Source organism: Brevundimonas sp. GW822-FHT03E11, assembly GCF_058801445.1.
The window spans coordinates 195,992-212,529 of the sequence record NZ_JBXANG010000001.1; the positions used below are offsets into that span (position 1 = coordinate 195,992).

Here is a 16,538-nt window from a genome sequence, read left to right on the forward strand (position 1 = left end):
CTGCTAGATTCGCGAAACGACCCGAGACGGAGACTGCAGATGAGCCTTCACGGCGCCTATGACCCCGACAATGTCTTCGCAAAAATCCTTCGCGGCGAACTGCCCTCGGTGAAGGTCTGGGAGGACGACCATGTCCTGGCCTTCATGGACGTCTTTCCTCAGTCGGAGGGCCACGTCCTGATCATCGCCAAACAGTCCCAGGCGCGGAACCTGCTGGAGGTCGAGCCCGACGTTTTGGCCCATATGACGGCGGCGCTTCAACGCACGGCGCGCGCGGTTGAAAGGGCGCTGTCGCCAGACGGCCTGTCGATCATGCAGTTCAACGGCGACGCCGGCGGCCAGACGGTCTTCCATCTGCATTTCCACATCATCCCGCGCTGGGCGGACCGACCGATGAAGGGGCACGGTCACGCCCCCATGGCCGATGCGGCGACGCTTCAGCCTCTCGCGGACAGGATCGCCGCCGCCCTGGACTGAGGCCGCGCGAGGCGTCTTGCGTCCGGCGCGATCCGTCCGCATAAGGCGCGCAGTTCCGTCATACGGACGCGGCCGGTTTAGCTCAGTTGGTAGAGCGCCAGTTTTGTAAACTGGATGTCGCGGGTTCGATTCCTGCAACCGGCACCATTCCCCTTCTTTGAAGACGGATGGCCTTGGACCTGAGGATCGCTACAGTGTCCGCTCTTTTCAGGAGTGCGTCTTGCCTGCTTCTCGTCGTCTGGTGCTCGTCGGCGGTCTCGCCGCTGCGGGCTGCTCCTCCCTCGCCGTGACAGCGGGCGGTGTCCGCCGTATGGACCCGGCCTTAGACGGGGTGGTCGCTCCGGATGCGCGGCTCGAGCGTCTGGCGTCGGGCTTCACCTGGTCCGAAGGCCCGGTCTGGATTGCCGACGGGGACTATCTGCTCTTCAGCGACGTGCCGGAGAACCGCATCCATCGTTGGTCGCGGATGGAAGGTCTCTCGGTCTTCATGGCGCCGTCCGGCTATGACGGGCCCGATCCGTCGGTCTTCCGCGAGCCGGGGTCGAACGGCCTGATCGTCGGCCCGGCGGGGACGATTTTGATGGCGGATCACGGCAATCGGGCGATCGCCCGCGTGGATTTGGCGACCCGGGTCAAGACCTTGCTGGCGACCCATTACCGCAGCGCGCGGTTCAACTCGCCCAATGATCTGGTCCAGGCGTCGAACGGCGCGATCTTCTTCACCGACCCGCCCTATGGCCTCAAGGACATGGACCGTTCGCCGCTGAAGGAGATGGCGGAGAACGGCGTTTATCGCCTCGATCCCGACGGCGGCGTGCATCGTCTGATCGATGATCTGACCTTCCCCAACGGCCTCGCCCTATCCCCGGATCAGCGCACCCTCTATGTCTCGGTCTCCGATCCGGCGCGACCGGTCCTGATGGCCTATGAGCTGGACGGCGCGGGCGGGATCACGGGCAGCCGGGTGTTCAAGGATTTCGCCGCCCTGGCCGGCCCTTCGGCGCCGGGCCTGCCGGACGGGATGGCGGTCGATCGGGACGGACGCCTGTTCGCCACCGGTCCGGGCGGCGTCCATGTGCTGACGCCGGACGGCCGCAGCCTGGGTCTGATCGACACGGCGGGCGCGGCGGCAAACTGCACCTTCGGCGAAGACGGCCGCACCCTGTTCATCACCGCCGGCGACCGACTGCTGCGGCTTGAGACCCTGACGCGGGGCTGACGAGGCGGGTTAACGACGCGGCGGATTCAAGGCGCGGCGGTCAGCGTCCCCTCCAGGCTGATCGTGGCGTCGGCGTTCTCGACCACATTCAGGGTCGTCGCCTCGACCTTGCGGTCATGCAGGGCCGCCAGCCAGCCGAAGGCGGCGGTGGTCGAGACATTGGTCAGGCTGAACCCCAGCCCCCCCTCGGCCGACATCCCCATCTGGGGCGTCAGACCGGTCGCCGCCTCGACCTCGGCGACGGCGGCGGAGACGTCGACCTCTCCTGCCTTCGCCTCGCCGACGGCCAGGCTCCCCGTCCCGCGCTCGATGGCCGTCAGTTCGGCCTCGGCCGTCGCGCGCGTCCGCGCGGCCTCATCGCGCCAACTCGCCAGCGGCCGAACGATCAGCAACCAGGCCAGGACTGCGGCGATCGCCACGCCCATCACGGTCAGCATGCGCCGTTCGCGCAAGGTGCGGCCGTCCCACCAGGCGGCGGCTTGAGCGATCAGGCCGTTCATTGCATCCCTCCAATGATCACTTCGCTGACCACCCGACCGCCGTCCTCGACCGTGGACTGGTCCGTCATTGACAGCCCAGAGGCGGTCAGGGTCGCGCGGATCGCGTCCAGATCCGAAAAGGCGGGATAGCTGAGCGTCGCCCGCACCCCCTTGCCGGGCCCGGCGCTGAGACTGTCCAGTTCGGCCCCCTCCACCTGTTCGACTGCCGCGAACAAGGCCGCGGAGACCGCCGCCAGCCCGCCCGGCGGCGGCGCGACGTCGATCAACCGACGCGCCTCCTGAACGGGATCGGGGGCGCCGGCCGCCTCCGGCAGCCGGGCCTCGATCAAGGCCAGGGTCTGGCGTTCGGCGTCCCGCGCTGCGGCCTGATCGCGCAAGCCGCCCGCTGCGGTCAGGATCAGGGGCGAGACCAGCAGGGCCGCCGCCAAGGCCGCCGCCAGACGCCAGTCGCCCCGGCCCGGTTCGCGCTTGCGTTCCTGGCCCGACAGCAGATCGACGGCCGGCGCGACGGCGGCGGCGGCCAGCCAGCGCTCCAGGGTCTCGGCGTCCTCGATCCGCACCAGGCGGCGATCGCCGGCGATCAGGGCCACCAGATCGGACTGCACTGTGGCCGCAAAGCCTTCACCCCGCAGGGCCGTATCCCCGCCGAAGGCGGCGGCGACCAGTTCATCGCCCGACGGCGGCGGCGCAAGAAGACAGTCGGGCGTGACCGCGACCGGCCGAACCCCAAGGGCGGCCAGATAGTCGATCCAGGCTTCCAATAGACCCGCGCTGACGGCGGCGACCAGTCGTGGGGCGGTCTCTTCGCCGCGCGCCGCCGGCGCCACGGCCACGACCGTTCTTTCGGGATCGCCGGCCAGTTCGTCCTTCAAGGCCCAGCGCGCAGCGGCCCGCACCTGAGCCGCGCCGCCGACCGGCAGATCCAGCCAGCGCACCAGAACATCAGCGCCCGGCGCCACGGCGACGGTGCGGACATCGGGCGTCGTCTGGGGGTCTTCGAGCAACAGCGACCCGCGCTGCAACACCCGCCCGCCTTCGTCGAAGGTCAGGAAGGGCGCGGGCATGGAGGCGGCCGGCGGGATGATGACGATACGGGTCTGGCTCATTCTTCAGGGGTCCAGCGGCGAATGACGGTGCGCACCGCGCCGTCGGGCGCGGCGTGGATCAAGGCGGTTCGGACGGCGCGACCGCCCGCATAGTCGACGTCGACCGTCAGATCGAAATAGCGCGTGACCAGCGTCACCTGCTCACGGGTCTGATCATCCGGCGAATAGGTTTGCAGGGCCGGCTGCCCCCAGAAGGCGTCCGTAGAGGCCCAGCCCTGGCGCGGTCGGGCGGCGATGGCGGCCCGCGCGCCCTGAACCCCGACCGCGCCCCCGGTCAGCATGGTCAGAAGCGGCGCCTGATCCGGCGTCAAGGTGTTGACGTTCAACTTGGCCGGTTGGGCCGTCGGCAGGGCGCAGACATAGGGTCGAAGCCGATCATAGAGACCGGCGTCGATGTGGGCGACCGCCCGCATCTCGCTGACGTCGGCCAGCATGATTCCGCCGGTCCGGTAGGGCGTGGCGAGGCCGGCGTAACGCGCGTCCTCGGCCCCGCCCGGCGCGGCCTCCGCATCGGCGTCCATCCAGTCGGTCAGGGCGGCGGCGGCGGCGGCCATCCGGGCGCGCGACACGCCCAGGGCGGCCCCCAGGGCGATGAACTGGGCCGCGCCCTCGGGCCGGGCGAACAGATCTTCCCTCTGGCCATAGACCAGCGAGTTCAGGTTGAAACAGGCCTGACCGTCGGTGACGACGGCGCGGATCGCCCCCTCTTCGATCGGGAAGTTCAGCACCCGGCCGTTCCAGCGCGGCTCCAGAGGGGTGCGCAGCGGATCGGCCTTGATCAGGTCGGCGATCTGGCGACGGGCCAGGCTCTCGGCCCCGGCGGCGTACCACTGGGCCTGGGCCTGGACGTCGGCGTTGGTGGTGCGACGCACGGAAAAGCGCACGTCGTCCAACAGGACGACCGCCACGGCGGCCATGACGGCCACCAGCAGCAGGACGGTCAGCAGGGCCATCCCTTCGCGCGACGTCCGCCCCCGCCTCATGCCGATGCGACCAGAAAAAGCTGCTCCAGCCGTCCCACCCCGTCCAGGGTCATGACGATACGAACCGCATCGGGCAGCGGTCGGTCGCTGGAGGTGATGAAGGCCTGGGCTTCCGACCCATCCTGAATAAAGGTCACGGCGGCGTCCTTGACCCCGCGACAGAGGACTTGAGGCGGTCCCGGGCGCGCGCCGTCCAGATAGGGGAAGACCCGGCGCTCCAGACGCCCCTCCACCACCCGATATTCGACCCGCTGCAACGACGCCCGCGGGGCCTGGCCGGGATTGGACCAGCCGTTCCGAACCAGGGTCAGGATCGGATCGCCGGGCTGCTCCTGCCCCATCAGGGCGCGCGGCAGAGGCCGCCCGGTCGGGGCGCGAACGCGGCGCGGCGCAGCCTGGGCCAGGTCGGCCTTCAACAGGGCGTGCATGCGCTGAAGATCGCCGATCCGGTCGGTCTCGGCGCGCAGAGCGAACCGGGTGTCGATCGTCTGGCTCAGCACCAGGGCGCCCGCACCGGCCAGGAGGGCGAAGATCGCCAAGGCGACCAGCACCTCCACCAGGGTGAAGCCGCCGCGCCTCCCAAGCCTGTGGCCCACGCGCCTCATGCCGCAGCCGCGCGGAACAGGACCCGGTCGGCGACCTGGCCTTCGTCGGTGAAGACGCGAACGTCGATCCGGCCCAGGCCGGGAACCTCGGTTCCCGTCACCACCCGCCGCCAGCGCCAGACGCGGCCCGCCAGCTCGACCTGGCCTGAGGTTTCACCGGTCGGCAGGCTGGACGCCAGCATGGCCTGTGCCGCCACGTTTTCGGCGACGACCCCGCCCAGGGTGCGGGCTTCCAGCCGGACCGCAGAGCGCGTGGCTTCTCCCGACAGGTTCAGCAGGGCCATCGCCGCCAGGGCGAAGACCGCCAGAGCCACCAGCATTTCGATCAGGGTGAAGCCGGCGCGGCCCGCCGCTGACGATCGGACGGCCTCAACCATTGATCGACACCTCGCCCGCGCCGTCGATCGAGATGGTGCGGACCTGCTCGTCGCGGCTCAGCCGAACCTGCGCCGGATCGGCGATTCCCGTGGGATCGAAGACGATGCGAACAGGACCGGCGGACGCCGCGACGCCCTCCGCCCAGGTTCGAGGCGTGAAGACGCCGGTCAGCGGCGTCCAGGTCGCCCCGTCGAACTGCGCGAACCGATAGCCGGAGCCGTCCGCCTCGACCGCCACCGGACGGTTGGTCATGATCGCCTCTTCTCGGGCGCGCGCCAGCCGAGCGGCGAACTGCTCGGCCTCCACCCCGACGGCCGGTCGAGGATCGGGCATGGAGAGCACCACCGCCCCAGCCGCCAGCCCGATCACCGCGATCGTGACCATCAGCTCGACCAGGGTGAAGCCGGATTTTCTTTTGGCGCTACCGCTCGCCGCGCGGCGGCGCGCTGCTTGAGCTCGGTCAGCCCTGCCAGTTGCCGAGGTCCGCATCATTGCCCTCGCCCCCTTCCTTCCCGTCCGCCCCCAGGGAGAAGACGTCGAACGGCTGGCCGTGCGTGCTCTGGCGGCGGTAGCGATAGGGATTGCCCCAAGGATCTTCGGGCAGACGACGCACATAGCCGCCCTGGCGATAGCGTTCCGGCTGGGCCAGGCCGGCCGGCGCCGACACCAGCGCTTGCAGCCCCTGCTGATCGGTGGGGAAGTTCAGATTGTCGAGGCGATAGGTCTCGATCGCCTGTTCCAGAACCGCGATGTCCGCCTTGGCCTTGGCCACCATGGCCCGGTCCTGGCTGGGCAGGACATTGATGGCCACGACCGTCGCCAACAGGCCGATGATGACGATGACCACCATCAGCTCGACCAGGGTGAAACCTTGACGTTTCCGCCGCTTGTTCTGATTTTCTGAAGTCATCACTAAACGCTCCTCACCCCATCGCCAGGGTGTTGATCTGAAGAATGGGCAGCAGGATCGACAGGACGATCAGGGCCACTACCCCGCCCATGACGACGATGATGGCCGGCTCCAGCAGGCTCAGCATCACGGCGGTGAAGGTGGCGAACTCTCGCTCCAGATAGTCGGCGGCGCGCTCCAGCATGGGCTCCAGCCGGCCGCTGCTCTCGCCCGAAGCGGTCATATAGACCAGCAGCGGCGGGAAGACGCCGGCGCGGCGCATAGCGGCCGACAGGCCCCCGCCCTCGCGCACGGCCTCGGCCATGGTCTCTGTCGCGCGTCTCAGGCCCCGGTTCGACACCGTGCGGGCGGTGATCGTCAGCCCCTCCAGCACGGGCAGGCCGGCCTGGATCATGGTCGACAGGGTCCGCGCCATGCGCGCGCCGTGCAGGTCGCGCGTCAGCCGGCCGACGACCGGCAATCTCAACATCGCCTCATCCATGCGCAGACGGGTTGCAGGATGGCGCCGCGCGGCCACGCCCCCGCCGATCAGGGCCGCCAGGATCAGGATCAGCAGCCAGCCCCAGTGCCGCATCAGCGTCGACAGGCCGATCACCATCCGGGTCAACAGCGGCAGGGTCTGGTTCATGCTTTCGAACTGATCGACCACCTTGGGCACGACAAAGGTCATCAGCACCGCGATGACGCCCAACGCTACCACCGCCAAGACGGCGGGATAGACGATCGCCGTGATCACCTTGCCCCGCACCTGCTGGTCCCGCTCCAGCCCGTCGGCCAACCGTTCCAGAATGGGTTGCAGCGCGCCGGACTGTTCGCCGGCCGAGACCATGGCCCGGTAGAGCGGCGGAAAGGCGCGGCCCTGCACCGACATGGCGTCGGACAACCGCCGCCCCTCCATCACCCCGGCATGAACGCCTTCCAGCACGCGACGCACGGCCGGCCGATCCGCCTGGAGGGCCAACGTCCGAAGCGCCTCCTCGACCGGAGAGACGGAAATCAGCGTCGCCAGCTGCCGGGTCGTCAGGGCCAAGGTCTTCGCCCCCAGACGGACGCCGGCGCCGCCCTGTAGGGGCCGTTCGCCCCGCGACCCGACACGAGCCGGCGTGAGTTCCAACGCCATCAAGCCGCGACGGCTCAACTGTCCCCTCGCCGCCGTCTCGTCCGCAGCGGTCAGGGCGCCGGACACGGTCCGGCCGACCGCATCGACGGCGACATAGTCGAAGCCCGCCATCAGGCCGCCTCCGCCGGGTCGGCCGCCGTTTCCTGGCGAGCCACGCGCACCGCCTCCTCGACCGAGGTGACACCCTCAAGCACCAGGGCCCGCGCCCGATGCCCCAGGGTTCCCGCCCCATCGAAGGCGGCGGCGACCAGAGCGTCCTCGTCCGCCTCAGCGGCGATCAGGCGACGCAGGCGGTTGCCGACCTTCATCACCTCATAAAGGCCGATCCGACCGATATAGCCGGAGCCGCCGCAGTGGCTGCACCCCTGCGGGCGCCAAACCGTGACCCCGGCCTTGGCGCCGATCAGCTTGGCGGTCTTCTTGTCGGCGACCTCGGGCGTGCGGCAATGGTCGCACAGGCGTCGCACCAGTCGCTGGGCCACGATCAACCGCAGGGTCGAGGCCAGGAGGAAGGGCTCCACCCCCATGTCGCGCAGACGCGTCACCGCCCCCGCCGCGTCGTTGGTGTGGACGGTGGACAGGACCAGATGGCCGGTCAGGGCGGCCTGGACAGCGATGGCGGCGGTTTCGACGTCGCGGATTTCGCCCACCATGACCACGTCCGGGTCCTGGCGCAGAATGGCCCGCAGGCCCGCAGCGAAGGTCATGCCGACCTTGGTGTTGACCTGGGTCTGGCCGACACCGTCGATGGCGTATTCGACCGGGTCTTCGACCGTCAGTATGTTGCGCGTCTGGTCGTTCAACAGGGCCAGGCCCGCATACAGGCTGGTGGTTTTGCCCGAACCCGTCGGCCCGGTGACCAGGATGATTCCGTTCGGCTCGGCCAGGGCCGCGCGGAAGGCGGCCAGGGCGTCGGGCGCCATGCCCAGGCGGTCCAGGGTAAGACCCGCCTGATCCTTGTCCAGGATCCGCATAACCACCCGCTCGCCGCCGCGCGACGGCAGGGTCGAGACCCGCACGTCCAACGTCTTGCCGCCCAGAGCCAGGGGGATGCGCCCGTCCTGGGGCACCCGCTTCTCGGCGATGTCCAGGCGGGCCATGACCTTGATCCGCGACACCAGAAGCGGCGCGATGCGCGGGTTCAGGCTCAGGGCCTCGCGCAGCACACCGTCGATCCGCATCCGCACCAGAAGCGCGCTCTCATAGGTCTCCAGGTGGATGTCCGAGGCGCCGGTCCGCACCGCCTCGGCGATGATCCCGTTGATCAGCCGGATCACCGGGGCGTCGTCGGCCGTATCCAGCAGGTCGGCCGCCGCCGGGATGTCGTCGATCAGACTGTCCAGCCCGGCCGGCATGTCCAGATCCTCGCCGTCCGCCGCCGCCAGATGATCGCCCGCATAGATCTCGGACAGCTGCCGGTCGAAGGCGGCCTGGCTGAGGGGCTCCACCGCCAGCGGCCGACCCAGCACCCGCCGCGCCTCGATCAGTCCCTTGGGGTCGGCGCCCTCGCGCAGACCCACCCGCGCCACATCGCCGGCGTCCAGCAGCAGGACGCCGTGCCGTTTGGCGAAGCCGTAGGGCAGGCTTGGGCCGACCAAGGTGATCATGGCGTCAGTGTCCCGCCGACGGCAGGGGCGCGGCCTCGACCGGGGCCACAGGCGCGGTCACGCCGGTGGGCGCGATCACCATCGGCTCGCCCGTCGCCGGGGCGGCCGGAGCCTGGGTCCGCATATAGTCCCGCACCAGAGCGTCCAGGCTGGGCTCGCGATCCGGCTGAACCGCCTGCTGCTGGTCGCGGATATAGCCCCAACGGTCGGCAGCCAGGCCTTGGGCCTCTTCACGGGTGCGGATGATGGTGGGGCGCAGGAAGACCATCAGATTGGTCCGCCCGCGCTGACGGCTGTTCGAGCGGAACAGGGCGCCGACGCCGGGCAGGTCGCCCAGGCCGGGGATCTTGTCCGCCTGAATGATGTCGTTCTGGTCCAGCAGCCCCCCGGCCACCGCAATGTCGCCGTCGTCGACGACAAGGGTCGTCTGCAGCTCGCGCTTGTCGAACACCAAATCCGTCGTGCTGCTGGTCAGACCGCCGTTGATGGCCGACACCTCCTGACGCAGCGTCAGGGTGATGGAGCCCCCGGCGTTGATCTGGGGCCGCACCGTCAGCCGCACCCCGATGTCCTTGCGGTCGGTGGTGGTGAAGGGGTTGGAGTTTCCGTCCAGCAGGGTCTGGCCCGTGGTGATCGGCACCTCCTGCCCGACCAGGAAGGTGGCTTCTTCGTTGTCCAGCGTCATGATCGACGGCGTCTGGAGCAGGTTGGAGCCCTTGTCGGTCTTGGCCGCATTGATGATGAAGCCGAACAGGCCGTCTCCGACCTCGAACCCGCCGCCGCCGACGAAGCCGTTGGCGCCCACCAGACTGTTCAGGGCCAGGGTCTGCAGCTGTTCGCGCAGAGGATCGTCCTCGTCCAGCTGCCCCGCATAGGCGCCGCCGGCCATTTTCACCAACGGGGTGGCGTTGTCAGTATAGTTGGTCAGGCCGACGCCGTTCTCCCCGCCGTACAGCCACTGGACGCCCAGTTCGCGCACGGCGTTGTCGCTCAGCTCGACCACAATGGCCTCGATCAGCACCTGCTGGCGGCGCACGTCCAGACGACGGATGACGTCGGCCAGGGTGCGCTGCATGTCGGCCGGACCGGAAATCACCAGGGCGTTGGCGCCGGGGAAACGGGCGATGGTGGCGCGCTGGCCGGTGGCGGTCACGGTGGACGAGCCGATGGCGCCGCCCTCGGCCTCCGCGCCGCCCAGACCGGCGGAAGCGCGCGACAGGCCGCTGGACGCGCCGCTGGTCGAACCGGTCGGCGCCGTGCGCAAGCCCTGACTGGCGCTGCTCGAGGCCGTGACCGGCTGGCCCACCACCTGTTGCAACACCGGCAGCAACTGTTCGGCGTTGGCGTGTTCCAGGAAGACGACGTTCACATCCTGGTTCGCCCTCGACCGGCCGTCCAGGTCGTGGATCAGGCCGCGCACCCGCGCCAGGGCCTGGCCGTCGCCGCGCAGGACGATGGAGTTGGAGCTTTCGACCGGCGTGACCGTGACCATGCCCTGCCCGCCGCCGGGCGCGGCCATCACCTGTTGCAGTACCCCGGCGATCTCGCGCGCGGAGGCGTTCTCCAGGGCGACCACCTCATAGCTGGACCGATCCACGTCGATCCGGCCGATCAGCGAGCGGATGCGCGCCAGATTGTCCGAGAAATCGGCCACCACCACGCTGTTGGCGCCGGGATTGGCCAGGACCTGGCCCTGGGCCCCGACCAGGGGCCGAATGGTCTCGGCGGCCGAGGCCGCGTCAATGTTGCGCAGTTGGAAGACCTCGGTCGAGAACCGCTCGGCCCCGACGGTGGACGGTCCCTGGGCCGCGCCCTGGGCGGGACTAATCCGATAGGCGCCTGACTGGGTCGGCGTCACCACCAGGCCGTTGGCCCGCAGGGTGGACAAAAAGACTTCAAACAGTTGGGCCCGACCCAGCGGGCGCTCACTGGTCACCGTCACCGTACCGGTCACGGCCGGGTCGACGATGAAGGTGCGGCCGGTGGTGCGGGCCACGTCCTGGATGAAGGCGCGAATGTCGGCGCCCTGGACGTTCAGGGTCTGGCGCGCCTCCTGGGCCAGGACCGGCGAGGCCGCGACCGGCGCCTGAAAAGCCAGAACCAGGGCCAGCGCCCCGACGCCGGAGCGCATCAGCCGGTGGCGCAGAGAGACGGTCATGGTCGCGTCCTTATGGTGGTGGTGCGGGTCTGCCCCCCGCGCTCATACTGGATTTCGGCAGAGGAAGCGTCGGCCAGCTGACTTCTCAGGTCGCCGACCGCTTGAGGGCTGTTCAGGGCCACGCCGTTGACCGACAGAATGACGTCGCCCGCCTGAAGACCCGCGCTGCGAAGCTCCGACCCGTCTCCGGCGGACGAGACGGTCAGGCCTTTGACGCCCAGCCCCTGCAGCCTTGGGCGCAAAGCGGCCTGAGCGATCAGGCGTTGGGGATTGACGACTGCGGCTGCGGCCGCGTTCGAGGCGGGGGAAGCGGCGGGCGGGGTCACGATCTGGGGGGTCGAGGGCGGCGGCGGGGGCGACGCGGCCCCGGCAGGCGCATCCGTAAACTCCAACCGGGTCAGGGACTGGCCCCGCGCCAGGGTCACGAAGTCGGGAGCGACAGACTGCAACACCAGTCCGGGCTCGACCTCCTCTCCGACGCCGACGGAAATCTGACGCCCGTCAGCCAGGCCTATGATGGCCGAGCCGCCGCCCACGCCGCCCGCGCGGACGCCGAACAGACGCATCTGACTGGCCTCCGCGCCCGAGGCGCCGGCCAGGGCCCCCTGCCCTCCGGTGCGGAAGAAGGCGTCAAACCGCGACAGTATGCTGACGTCGACAGGCCTAGCCGCAGCGGCGGCGGCCGGCGCCTCAGCCTGGGGCCTGGGCGCGGCGAACAGCCAGATCAGACGGCCGGCCTGCACCAGCAGCAGGGCGATCAGAAGGAGTTCCACGAGGCGGCGCAGCGGCAGACGACGCCCCCTGTCCAGGGCGGCGGAGAGGCTGAGGTTGCGGATGTCAGCAATCACGACGCCAAGCCCGTGCCGGCCCCCGACGGCCGCGAATGGCGTGTAGAACAATCGTCCGTATGCGGGCCTCACCGAAGTGTGAAGACGCGGATAACTTCTCGTGACAGTTCCACTGTGTACGGACATTTAGATCGAAACGGCCGGGAGGCGTTCGCCTCCCGGCCGTCGATGGCTTGCGGTTCTGACAGATCAGAAGCGCGCGGTCAGGCTCACCGAGGCGCTCTGACCCAGGTCATAGTTGTTGACCCGTATCTTGGCGCCCCGCTCCTGGTACTCGTCGAAGTCGGTTCCCAGCAGGTTCCGCAGTTCCAGGGCGAAGCCCATGTCGCGGTCCATGACGGTGAAGTCCTTGCGATACACGAAGTCGAGGAAGACGCCCGGCTCCTGGATGAAGTCCGGTTCGCGGCTCGAACCGATGCCGGCGCCGCGGGCGGTGATGCGATCGCTGACATAGTTGAGGATGATCGTCGCCTGCGACCGGGCCGTATCGTCTTCCCAACCCAGTTGCAGATTGGCGACGTGATCCGACTGGCCTTGCAGACGGCTGCCGTCCTGAATGAAGAAGGAAGCCTGTTCCGGCGTACCGGCGCCGCCCAGGGTCAGCACCGTATCGCTCGAGCTCACCTTCACCTCAGAGTCGGAGTAGGTGTAATTGGCCTGGACCAACCAACGCTTGTTGGCGATGAAGGCCATGGGCTGGTCGGGGAACTCGAAATACTTCTTCACCTCGACCTCGGCGCCCATGATGGTCGCCTTGGGCGCGTTCAGGAAGGACTGCTGGCGCTGGTTGCCGACGTCGACGATGACGGATTCAACCGGCTTGTCCATGTCCTTGTAGAAGACGCCGGCCGTGATGAACTGCTGGCGGGCGAAGTACCATTCGTATCGCGCGTCCAGGTTCAGCAGTTCGGTGTCCACCAGATAGGGGTTGCCGATGAAGATGCGGTCGCTTTCCGGATCGGTATAGGCCTGGGGGGCCAGTTCGCGGAACTGCGGGCGACCGATCGTCTTGGACGCGCCGAACCGCAGTTGCTGATCCTCAGCGAAGTTCCACGTGGCCGTGAAGGAGGGCAGCCAATACTGCTCCTCGATTTCGGTGGCCTTATAGGTCGAGGCGCCGCCGAAAACGTCGCGCGGGGTGACGCTCTGCTGCCCGTCCTCGAAACGGACGCCGACCGTCGTGCGGACCAGCGGGATGATTTCCGCATCGATCATCGCATAGGCCGCATTGACCTGAAGCTCGGCGTCATAGGCGCTGGCGCCGTTGCTGCCGGCGATTTCGCGCAGCTGCAGCGTGTTCGGATTGATGTTGTAGTCCGAGAACAGATAATCGACCCGCGCGTGACGCTGGCTGTCGGTCAGGCCGTTGACGGCTTCGAACTGCAGATCGTGACGGGTGGCTTCGCGATTGTTGTCGAACGAGGCCACGCCGGCGCTGATGATCGCCTCGCGGATCGAGGACAACGGCAGGGTGTAAGCCACATCCACGCCGCCCGAGACGATGTCGTCGTCCAGTTCGCTGAACGAGATCAGATTGCCCTGAACGTTGTGGATGTAGTCGCCGGCGGCGTCCACGCCGTATTGGAAGCGGGACTCATAGGGCGCGTCCCGCGACGTCTTGGCGTAGGCGGCCCGCCAGTCGATCTCCAGGGCGCCGTCCATGAACTGGTGTTCGCCAGCCAGCTGGCTCGTGAACAGCTGGCGCACGAACCATTCCGTATAGTCGTTGCGGATGACGCTTCCGCCCGCGTCGAAGTCCGGGCCGGCGGCCGAACGCGCTTCCTTGGTGGTGTTGCGGACGTACAGGTTGGTCCACTTCAGCTCATGATCGACCGTCTTCAGCGACAGGCCGCCGAGCATGTTCAACCGGATGTCGTTCTGGTTCGATTCGACGTCATAGGAAGAGGAGACCTCCAGGGCGTCGCCCTGGAACTGGCCCTCTTGCTGAACGCCGCGACGGGCGCGCCAGCTGTTGTCATAGCCGGCGACCGCGATAAGGCCCAGCGTCCCCAGGCCGGTGTCCTGCGAGAACCCGCCGGCCAGCTCGACGCCGCCGTCGATCGGGGTCTTCTCGCGTTGCAACAGCCGAAGCGGGGCGTTCTCCAACGACTGCCCCATGGCCTGAAGCTGGGCGGCCGAGAAGTTGGCGGTGTTGATCTGCTTGCCCTGGTCGAAGGCGATGCGGATGGCGCCAGGCACGTCGCGGGTGTCGTCGTCGAAGCCGGTGAAGTCGGTGCGCGACCCGTAGTAGATCAGGCTTTCCTTGCCCGTCGATTCCGTGTTGCCGCCCAGCGACAGCTTCATGTTGAAGAAGGGTTCGTTCGGGGCGTCGATCGTGTGCAGATCGATCACGCCGCCGCCGAATTCGCCGGGAAAGTTGGGCGAATAGGTCTTCTGAACCGTCACGCCGTCCAGGATGCTGGAGGGAAACAGGTCCAGGGGCACGACCCGTTGCAGAGGCTCGGGGCTGGGCAGTGGCGAACCGTTCAGCAGGGCCGACGAATAGCGCTCGCCCAGGCCGCGGACGTAGATGAACCGGCCCTCGACGATCGACAGGCCGGTGACGCGGGTCAGGGCGGCGGCGGCGTTGCTGTCGCCGGTGCGCTCCAGGTCTTCCGAGGTCAGGAAGGCGGCGACTTCAGAGCTTTCGCGGTTTGGCTCGGGGATATAGCGCCCCAGGACGACGATCTCGCCGACTTCGGCGGGCTCTTGATCGACTTGTTCCGCCGAGGTCTGGGCCGGATTCTGGGCCGTCGGGGCGGTTTCAGGTGCGGCTTGGGCGAACGCCAGGCAGGGCGCAATCAGCGCGCTGGTGGCGAGAAGGACCCCGCTCAGGGTCAGAGAAAGTCTATTCATGGTCTGCGCCTTGAAGGGGTCAGGAAACGCGAAGAACCGGCGGCGACCCTGAAGGCCGCCGCCGGCGCTGTCGTCATCAGCAGGGAGAGCCGGCCGTCAGGCCGCAGGTCCAACCCTGCCACCAGGTGTCCTGGGCGTTCCGCACAGCGCCGATGTAGTTGACGCTGTCGAAGAAGCTGTAGACCGTCTTCGGATCGATCGCCGTCACGGCGTTCTCATTGGCGCCGTTGATGAAGGCCAGGTTCTGGTTGGCGATGGTCGTGCCGGAAGCCGGGGCCGTCAGGGTCGAAGTTCCCGCCGCCGTCACATTGGTGTTGCGGGCGTTGGTGAACACCGCCGTCGAACGGGCGACGTTGGCCGGACGGTAGGAGACCGAGCAGGACATGTAGATCGAACGCAGCGAAGGCGTCGTGCCCCCGTCGAAGCTCGTCTGGGTGTCGGCGTCAGCGATGTCGAAGCAGCCGGCGACCGAGCCCGTCGTCGAGGTGGCGACGATGTTGATCAGGGTCGGGTTGGTGCCGGTGTCGAAGTGCATGACCGTGTGGGCGTCGGTCGGGGCGTTGCGGCCGACCAGGGTCCAGTTGGCGATCTTCGGCTGCGACAGATAGCGCGAAGCATAAGGCGTCGAAGACGGAGCCGACGAGAACTCGAAGCCGGCCGACCGGCTGGTCGAGTTCGGGGCCCGCTGGGTCACGATGCCGAACTGGGCGCCGCCGCGCCAGCCGGTGTCGGTGTCCAGACCGTCGTCGTCGGCGCCGTTGATGACGATGTGCTTGAGGTTGGCGTTGCCGCCGAAGATCTCGATGCCGTCGTCGGAGCTGTTGTAAGACTGGATGTACTCCAGAACCGTGCCGGAGCCGACGCCGGCCAGGGTCAGGGCCTGCAGCTCATTTCCGGTCGAGATTTCAAAGCCGGAATATTTGATCTGAACGTAGCGCAGACGGCCCGAGTTGTCGGTCGCCGTATTGCCGCCGTAGAAGGCGTTGGTGCCCTCGACCTGGCCGGTGCAGGTGACCGGCGCCGTCAGCTGGCAGTTGGCCTGGGGCGCGCGGCCGGCCAGGACGATCCCGCCCCACTGACCTTGCGAGGTCGCCGTGGCCGTGCCCTCGACGTCCTGGCGGCTGGTGAAGATGATCGGCTTGGTGGAGGTGCCCTCGGCGTAGATTTGCGAGCCGCGGTTGACCAGCAGATAGTCACCGCCGCTGGAGGCGAAGATCTTGACGCCCGGTTCGATGGTCAGGATGCCCTGCGTGCCCGTGGTCGAGGCGGGATCGATGCCGCGGTCGGTGCCCACCTCGGTGCGGCCGCTGATCGAATAGATGGTGCCGGCGCGGACGGCCAGGCTGAGGTTGCCCAGAATCTGCTGCGGCAGTTGGCAAACGCGCAGCGAGCCGTTGGCGATGGTGCCGACATTGGCCAGGCCGGTCGGGCAATCCGCAGCGGGCGTGCCGGGGGCCGGCGTGTTGCCGCCACCGTTGTTGCCGCCGTTGTTGCCGCCGTTGCCGAAGTTGCCTTCGCCGGGCGAAGCCACTTCCGCCGAGCCGCAGGCGGCGAGCGCGAGGGCGCTGGCCGCCGTCACGAGCAGGGTTTTCATCTGAAGGCCGGTCATCGTCAGTCCACCGTGTCTGGTCAAAGAGCTATGACAGGGGGCGCCCGAGCCCATGCCCGGCCGCAAAGACGTGATCGCCCCTCCTGCCCGAGTGGAGTCATTAGGGATGCTGTGTGAAGGCGCATGCGCTGTTGCGTGAAGCTTCAGCGGAGCTTTTGCTGC

The 16,538-nt window shown here is 68.4% G+C and carries 15 protein-coding genes and 1 tRNA gene; 3 read left to right on the forward strand and 13 right to left on the reverse strand.

Going from position 1 to position 16,538, the window contains the following annotated elements:
• Nucleotides 1-39 precede the first annotated feature (39 nt).
• The 3 genes from AC1RKE_RS01035 (at nucleotide 40) to AC1RKE_RS01045 (ending at nucleotide 1,696) form a co-directional block, all read left to right on the forward strand.
• Nucleotides 40-477, forward strand: a complete 438-nt coding sequence (locus AC1RKE_RS01035; RefSeq protein ID WP_348684302.1) for an HIT family protein — start codon at nucleotides 40-42, stop codon at nucleotides 475-477.
• 71 nt (nucleotides 478-548) lie between these two features.
• Nucleotides 549-624 (forward strand) — tRNA-Thr (locus AC1RKE_RS01040).
• A 73-nt stretch (nucleotides 625-697) separates the two neighbouring features.
• Nucleotides 698-1,696 (forward strand): SMP-30/gluconolactonase/LRE family protein, encoded by a 999-nt coding sequence (locus AC1RKE_RS01045; RefSeq protein ID WP_348684301.1) that lies wholly within the window; start codon nucleotides 698-700, stop codon nucleotides 1,694-1,696.
• Nucleotides 1,697-1,722: 26 nt separating this feature from the next.
• Here AC1RKE_RS01045 and AC1RKE_RS01050 read toward each other — a convergent pair whose 3' ends face one another.
• The 13 genes from AC1RKE_RS01050 to AC1RKE_RS01110 form a co-directional block, all read right to left on the reverse strand.
• Nucleotides 1,723-2,196, reverse strand: coding sequence for a type II secretion system protein M (locus AC1RKE_RS01050; RefSeq protein WP_348684300.1), 474 nt, complete (start codon nucleotides 2,194-2,196; stop codon nucleotides 1,723-1,725).
• Nucleotides 2,193-3,302, reverse strand: coding sequence for a type II secretion system protein GspL (gspL, locus tag AC1RKE_RS01055; RefSeq protein WP_348684299.1), 1,110 nt, complete (start codon nucleotides 3,300-3,302; stop codon nucleotides 2,193-2,195). The genes AC1RKE_RS01050 and gspL overlap by 4 nt, the downstream gene beginning before the upstream one ends.
• Complete coding sequence (gene gspK / locus AC1RKE_RS01060; RefSeq protein WP_263596074.1) at nucleotides 3,299-4,255, reverse strand: type II secretion system minor pseudopilin GspK; 957 nt, start codon at nucleotides 4,253-4,255, stop codon at nucleotides 3,299-3,301. Before gspK ends, gspL begins: the two co-directional genes overlap by 4 nt.
• 26 nt (nucleotides 4,256-4,281) lie before the next feature.
• Nucleotides 4,282-4,881, reverse strand: coding sequence for a type II secretion system minor pseudopilin GspJ (gspJ, locus tag AC1RKE_RS01065; RefSeq protein WP_224764314.1), 600 nt, complete (start codon nucleotides 4,879-4,881; stop codon nucleotides 4,282-4,284).
• 5 nt (nucleotides 4,882-4,886) lie between these two features.
• Nucleotides 4,887-5,267, reverse strand: coding sequence for a type II secretion system minor pseudopilin GspI (gene gspI, locus AC1RKE_RS01070; RefSeq protein ID WP_191554109.1), 381 nt, complete (start codon nucleotides 5,265-5,267; stop codon nucleotides 4,887-4,889).
• On the reverse strand, nucleotides 5,260-5,760 hold the full coding sequence (locus AC1RKE_RS01075; protein WP_395941956.1) for a GspH/FimT family pseudopilin: 501 nt from the start codon (nucleotides 5,758-5,760) through the stop codon (nucleotides 5,260-5,262). The genes gspI and AC1RKE_RS01075 overlap by 8 nt, the downstream gene beginning before the upstream one ends.
• Entirely contained in the window at nucleotides 5,729-6,178 is a 450-nt protein-coding gene (gspG, locus tag AC1RKE_RS01080; RefSeq protein ID WP_054766045.1) for a type II secretion system major pseudopilin GspG, read from the reverse strand. Before gspG ends, AC1RKE_RS01075 begins: the two co-directional genes overlap by 32 nt.
• Nucleotides 6,179-6,191: 13 nt before the next feature.
• Complete coding sequence (gene gspF, locus AC1RKE_RS01085) at nucleotides 6,192-7,409, reverse strand: type II secretion system inner membrane protein GspF (RefSeq protein ID WP_348684878.1); 1,218 nt, start codon at nucleotides 7,407-7,409, stop codon at nucleotides 6,192-6,194.
• Nucleotides 7,409-8,905, reverse strand: coding sequence for a type II secretion system ATPase GspE (gene gspE / locus AC1RKE_RS01090; protein ID WP_348684876.1), 1,497 nt, complete (start codon nucleotides 8,903-8,905; stop codon nucleotides 7,409-7,411). Before gspE ends, gspF begins: the two co-directional genes overlap by 1 nt.
• Nucleotides 8,906-8,909: 4 nt before the next feature.
• Nucleotides 8,910-11,063 (reverse strand): type II secretion system secretin GspD, encoded by a 2,154-nt coding sequence (gene gspD / locus AC1RKE_RS01095; protein WP_395941957.1) that lies wholly within the window; start codon nucleotides 11,061-11,063, stop codon nucleotides 8,910-8,912.
• Nucleotides 11,060-11,911 carry a type II secretion system protein N gene (locus tag AC1RKE_RS01100; protein ID WP_395941958.1) on the reverse strand — a complete coding sequence of 284 codons (852 nt, stop codon included), beginning with the start codon at nucleotides 11,909-11,911 and terminating at the stop codon, nucleotides 11,060-11,062. The genes gspD and AC1RKE_RS01100 overlap by 4 nt, the downstream gene beginning before the upstream one ends.
• Nucleotides 11,912-12,100: 189 nt before the next feature.
• Nucleotides 12,101-14,767, reverse strand: a complete 2,667-nt coding sequence (locus AC1RKE_RS01105; RefSeq protein ID WP_492896188.1) for a TonB-dependent receptor domain-containing protein — start codon at nucleotides 14,765-14,767, stop codon at nucleotides 12,101-12,103.
• Between the two features lie 76 nt (nucleotides 14,768-14,843).
• Nucleotides 14,844-16,376 carry a beta-helix domain-containing protein gene (locus AC1RKE_RS01110; protein ID WP_183217085.1) on the reverse strand — a complete coding sequence of 511 codons (1,533 nt, stop codon included), beginning with the start codon at nucleotides 16,374-16,376 and terminating at the stop codon, nucleotides 14,844-14,846.
• Nucleotides 16,377-16,538 lie beyond the last annotated feature (162 nt).

Bases quoted from the DNA above. Each gene is read 5' to 3' on its own strand.
- gspK (WP_263596074.1), bottom strand. From the start codon at position 4,255: ATGGCCCTGCTGACCGTCCTGCTGCTGGTGGCCGTCATGGCCGCCGTG.
- gspI (WP_191554109.1), bottom strand. From the start codon at position 5,267: ATGGTTGAGGCCGTCCGATCGTCAGCGGCGGGCCGCGCCGGCTTCACC.
- gspF (WP_348684878.1), bottom strand. From the start codon at position 7,409: ATGGCGGGCTTCGACTATGTCGCCGTCGATGCGGTCGGCCGGACCGTG.
- AC1RKE_RS01105 (WP_492896188.1), bottom strand. From the start codon at position 14,767: ATGAATAGACTTTCTCTGACCCTGAGCGGGGTCCTTCTCGCCACCAGC.
- AC1RKE_RS01075 (WP_395941956.1), bottom strand. From the start codon at position 5,760: ATGATGCGGACCTCGGCAACTGGCAGGGCTGACCGAGCTCAAGCAGCG.
- AC1RKE_RS01050 (WP_348684300.1), bottom strand. From the start codon at position 2,196: ATGAACGGCCTGATCGCTCAAGCCGCCGCCTGGTGGGACGGCCGCACC.
- AC1RKE_RS01110 (WP_183217085.1), bottom strand. From the start codon at position 16,376: ATGACCGGCCTTCAGATGAAAACCCTGCTCGTGACGGCGGCCAGCGCC.
- gspD (WP_395941957.1), bottom strand. From the start codon at position 11,063: ATGACCGTCTCTCTGCGCCACCGGCTGATGCGCTCCGGCGTCGGGGCG.
- gspE (WP_348684876.1), bottom strand. From the start codon at position 8,905: ATGATCACCTTGGTCGGCCCAAGCCTGCCCTACGGCTTCGCCAAACGG.
- gspG (WP_054766045.1), bottom strand. From the start codon at position 6,178: ATGACTTCAGAAAATCAGAACAAGCGGCGGAAACGTCAAGGTTTCACC.
- AC1RKE_RS01035 (WP_348684302.1), top strand. From the start codon at position 40: ATGAGCCTTCACGGCGCCTATGACCCCGACAATGTCTTCGCAAAAATC.
- gspL (WP_348684299.1), bottom strand. From the start codon at position 3,302: ATGAGCCAGACCCGTATCGTCATCATCCCGCCGGCCGCCTCCATGCCC.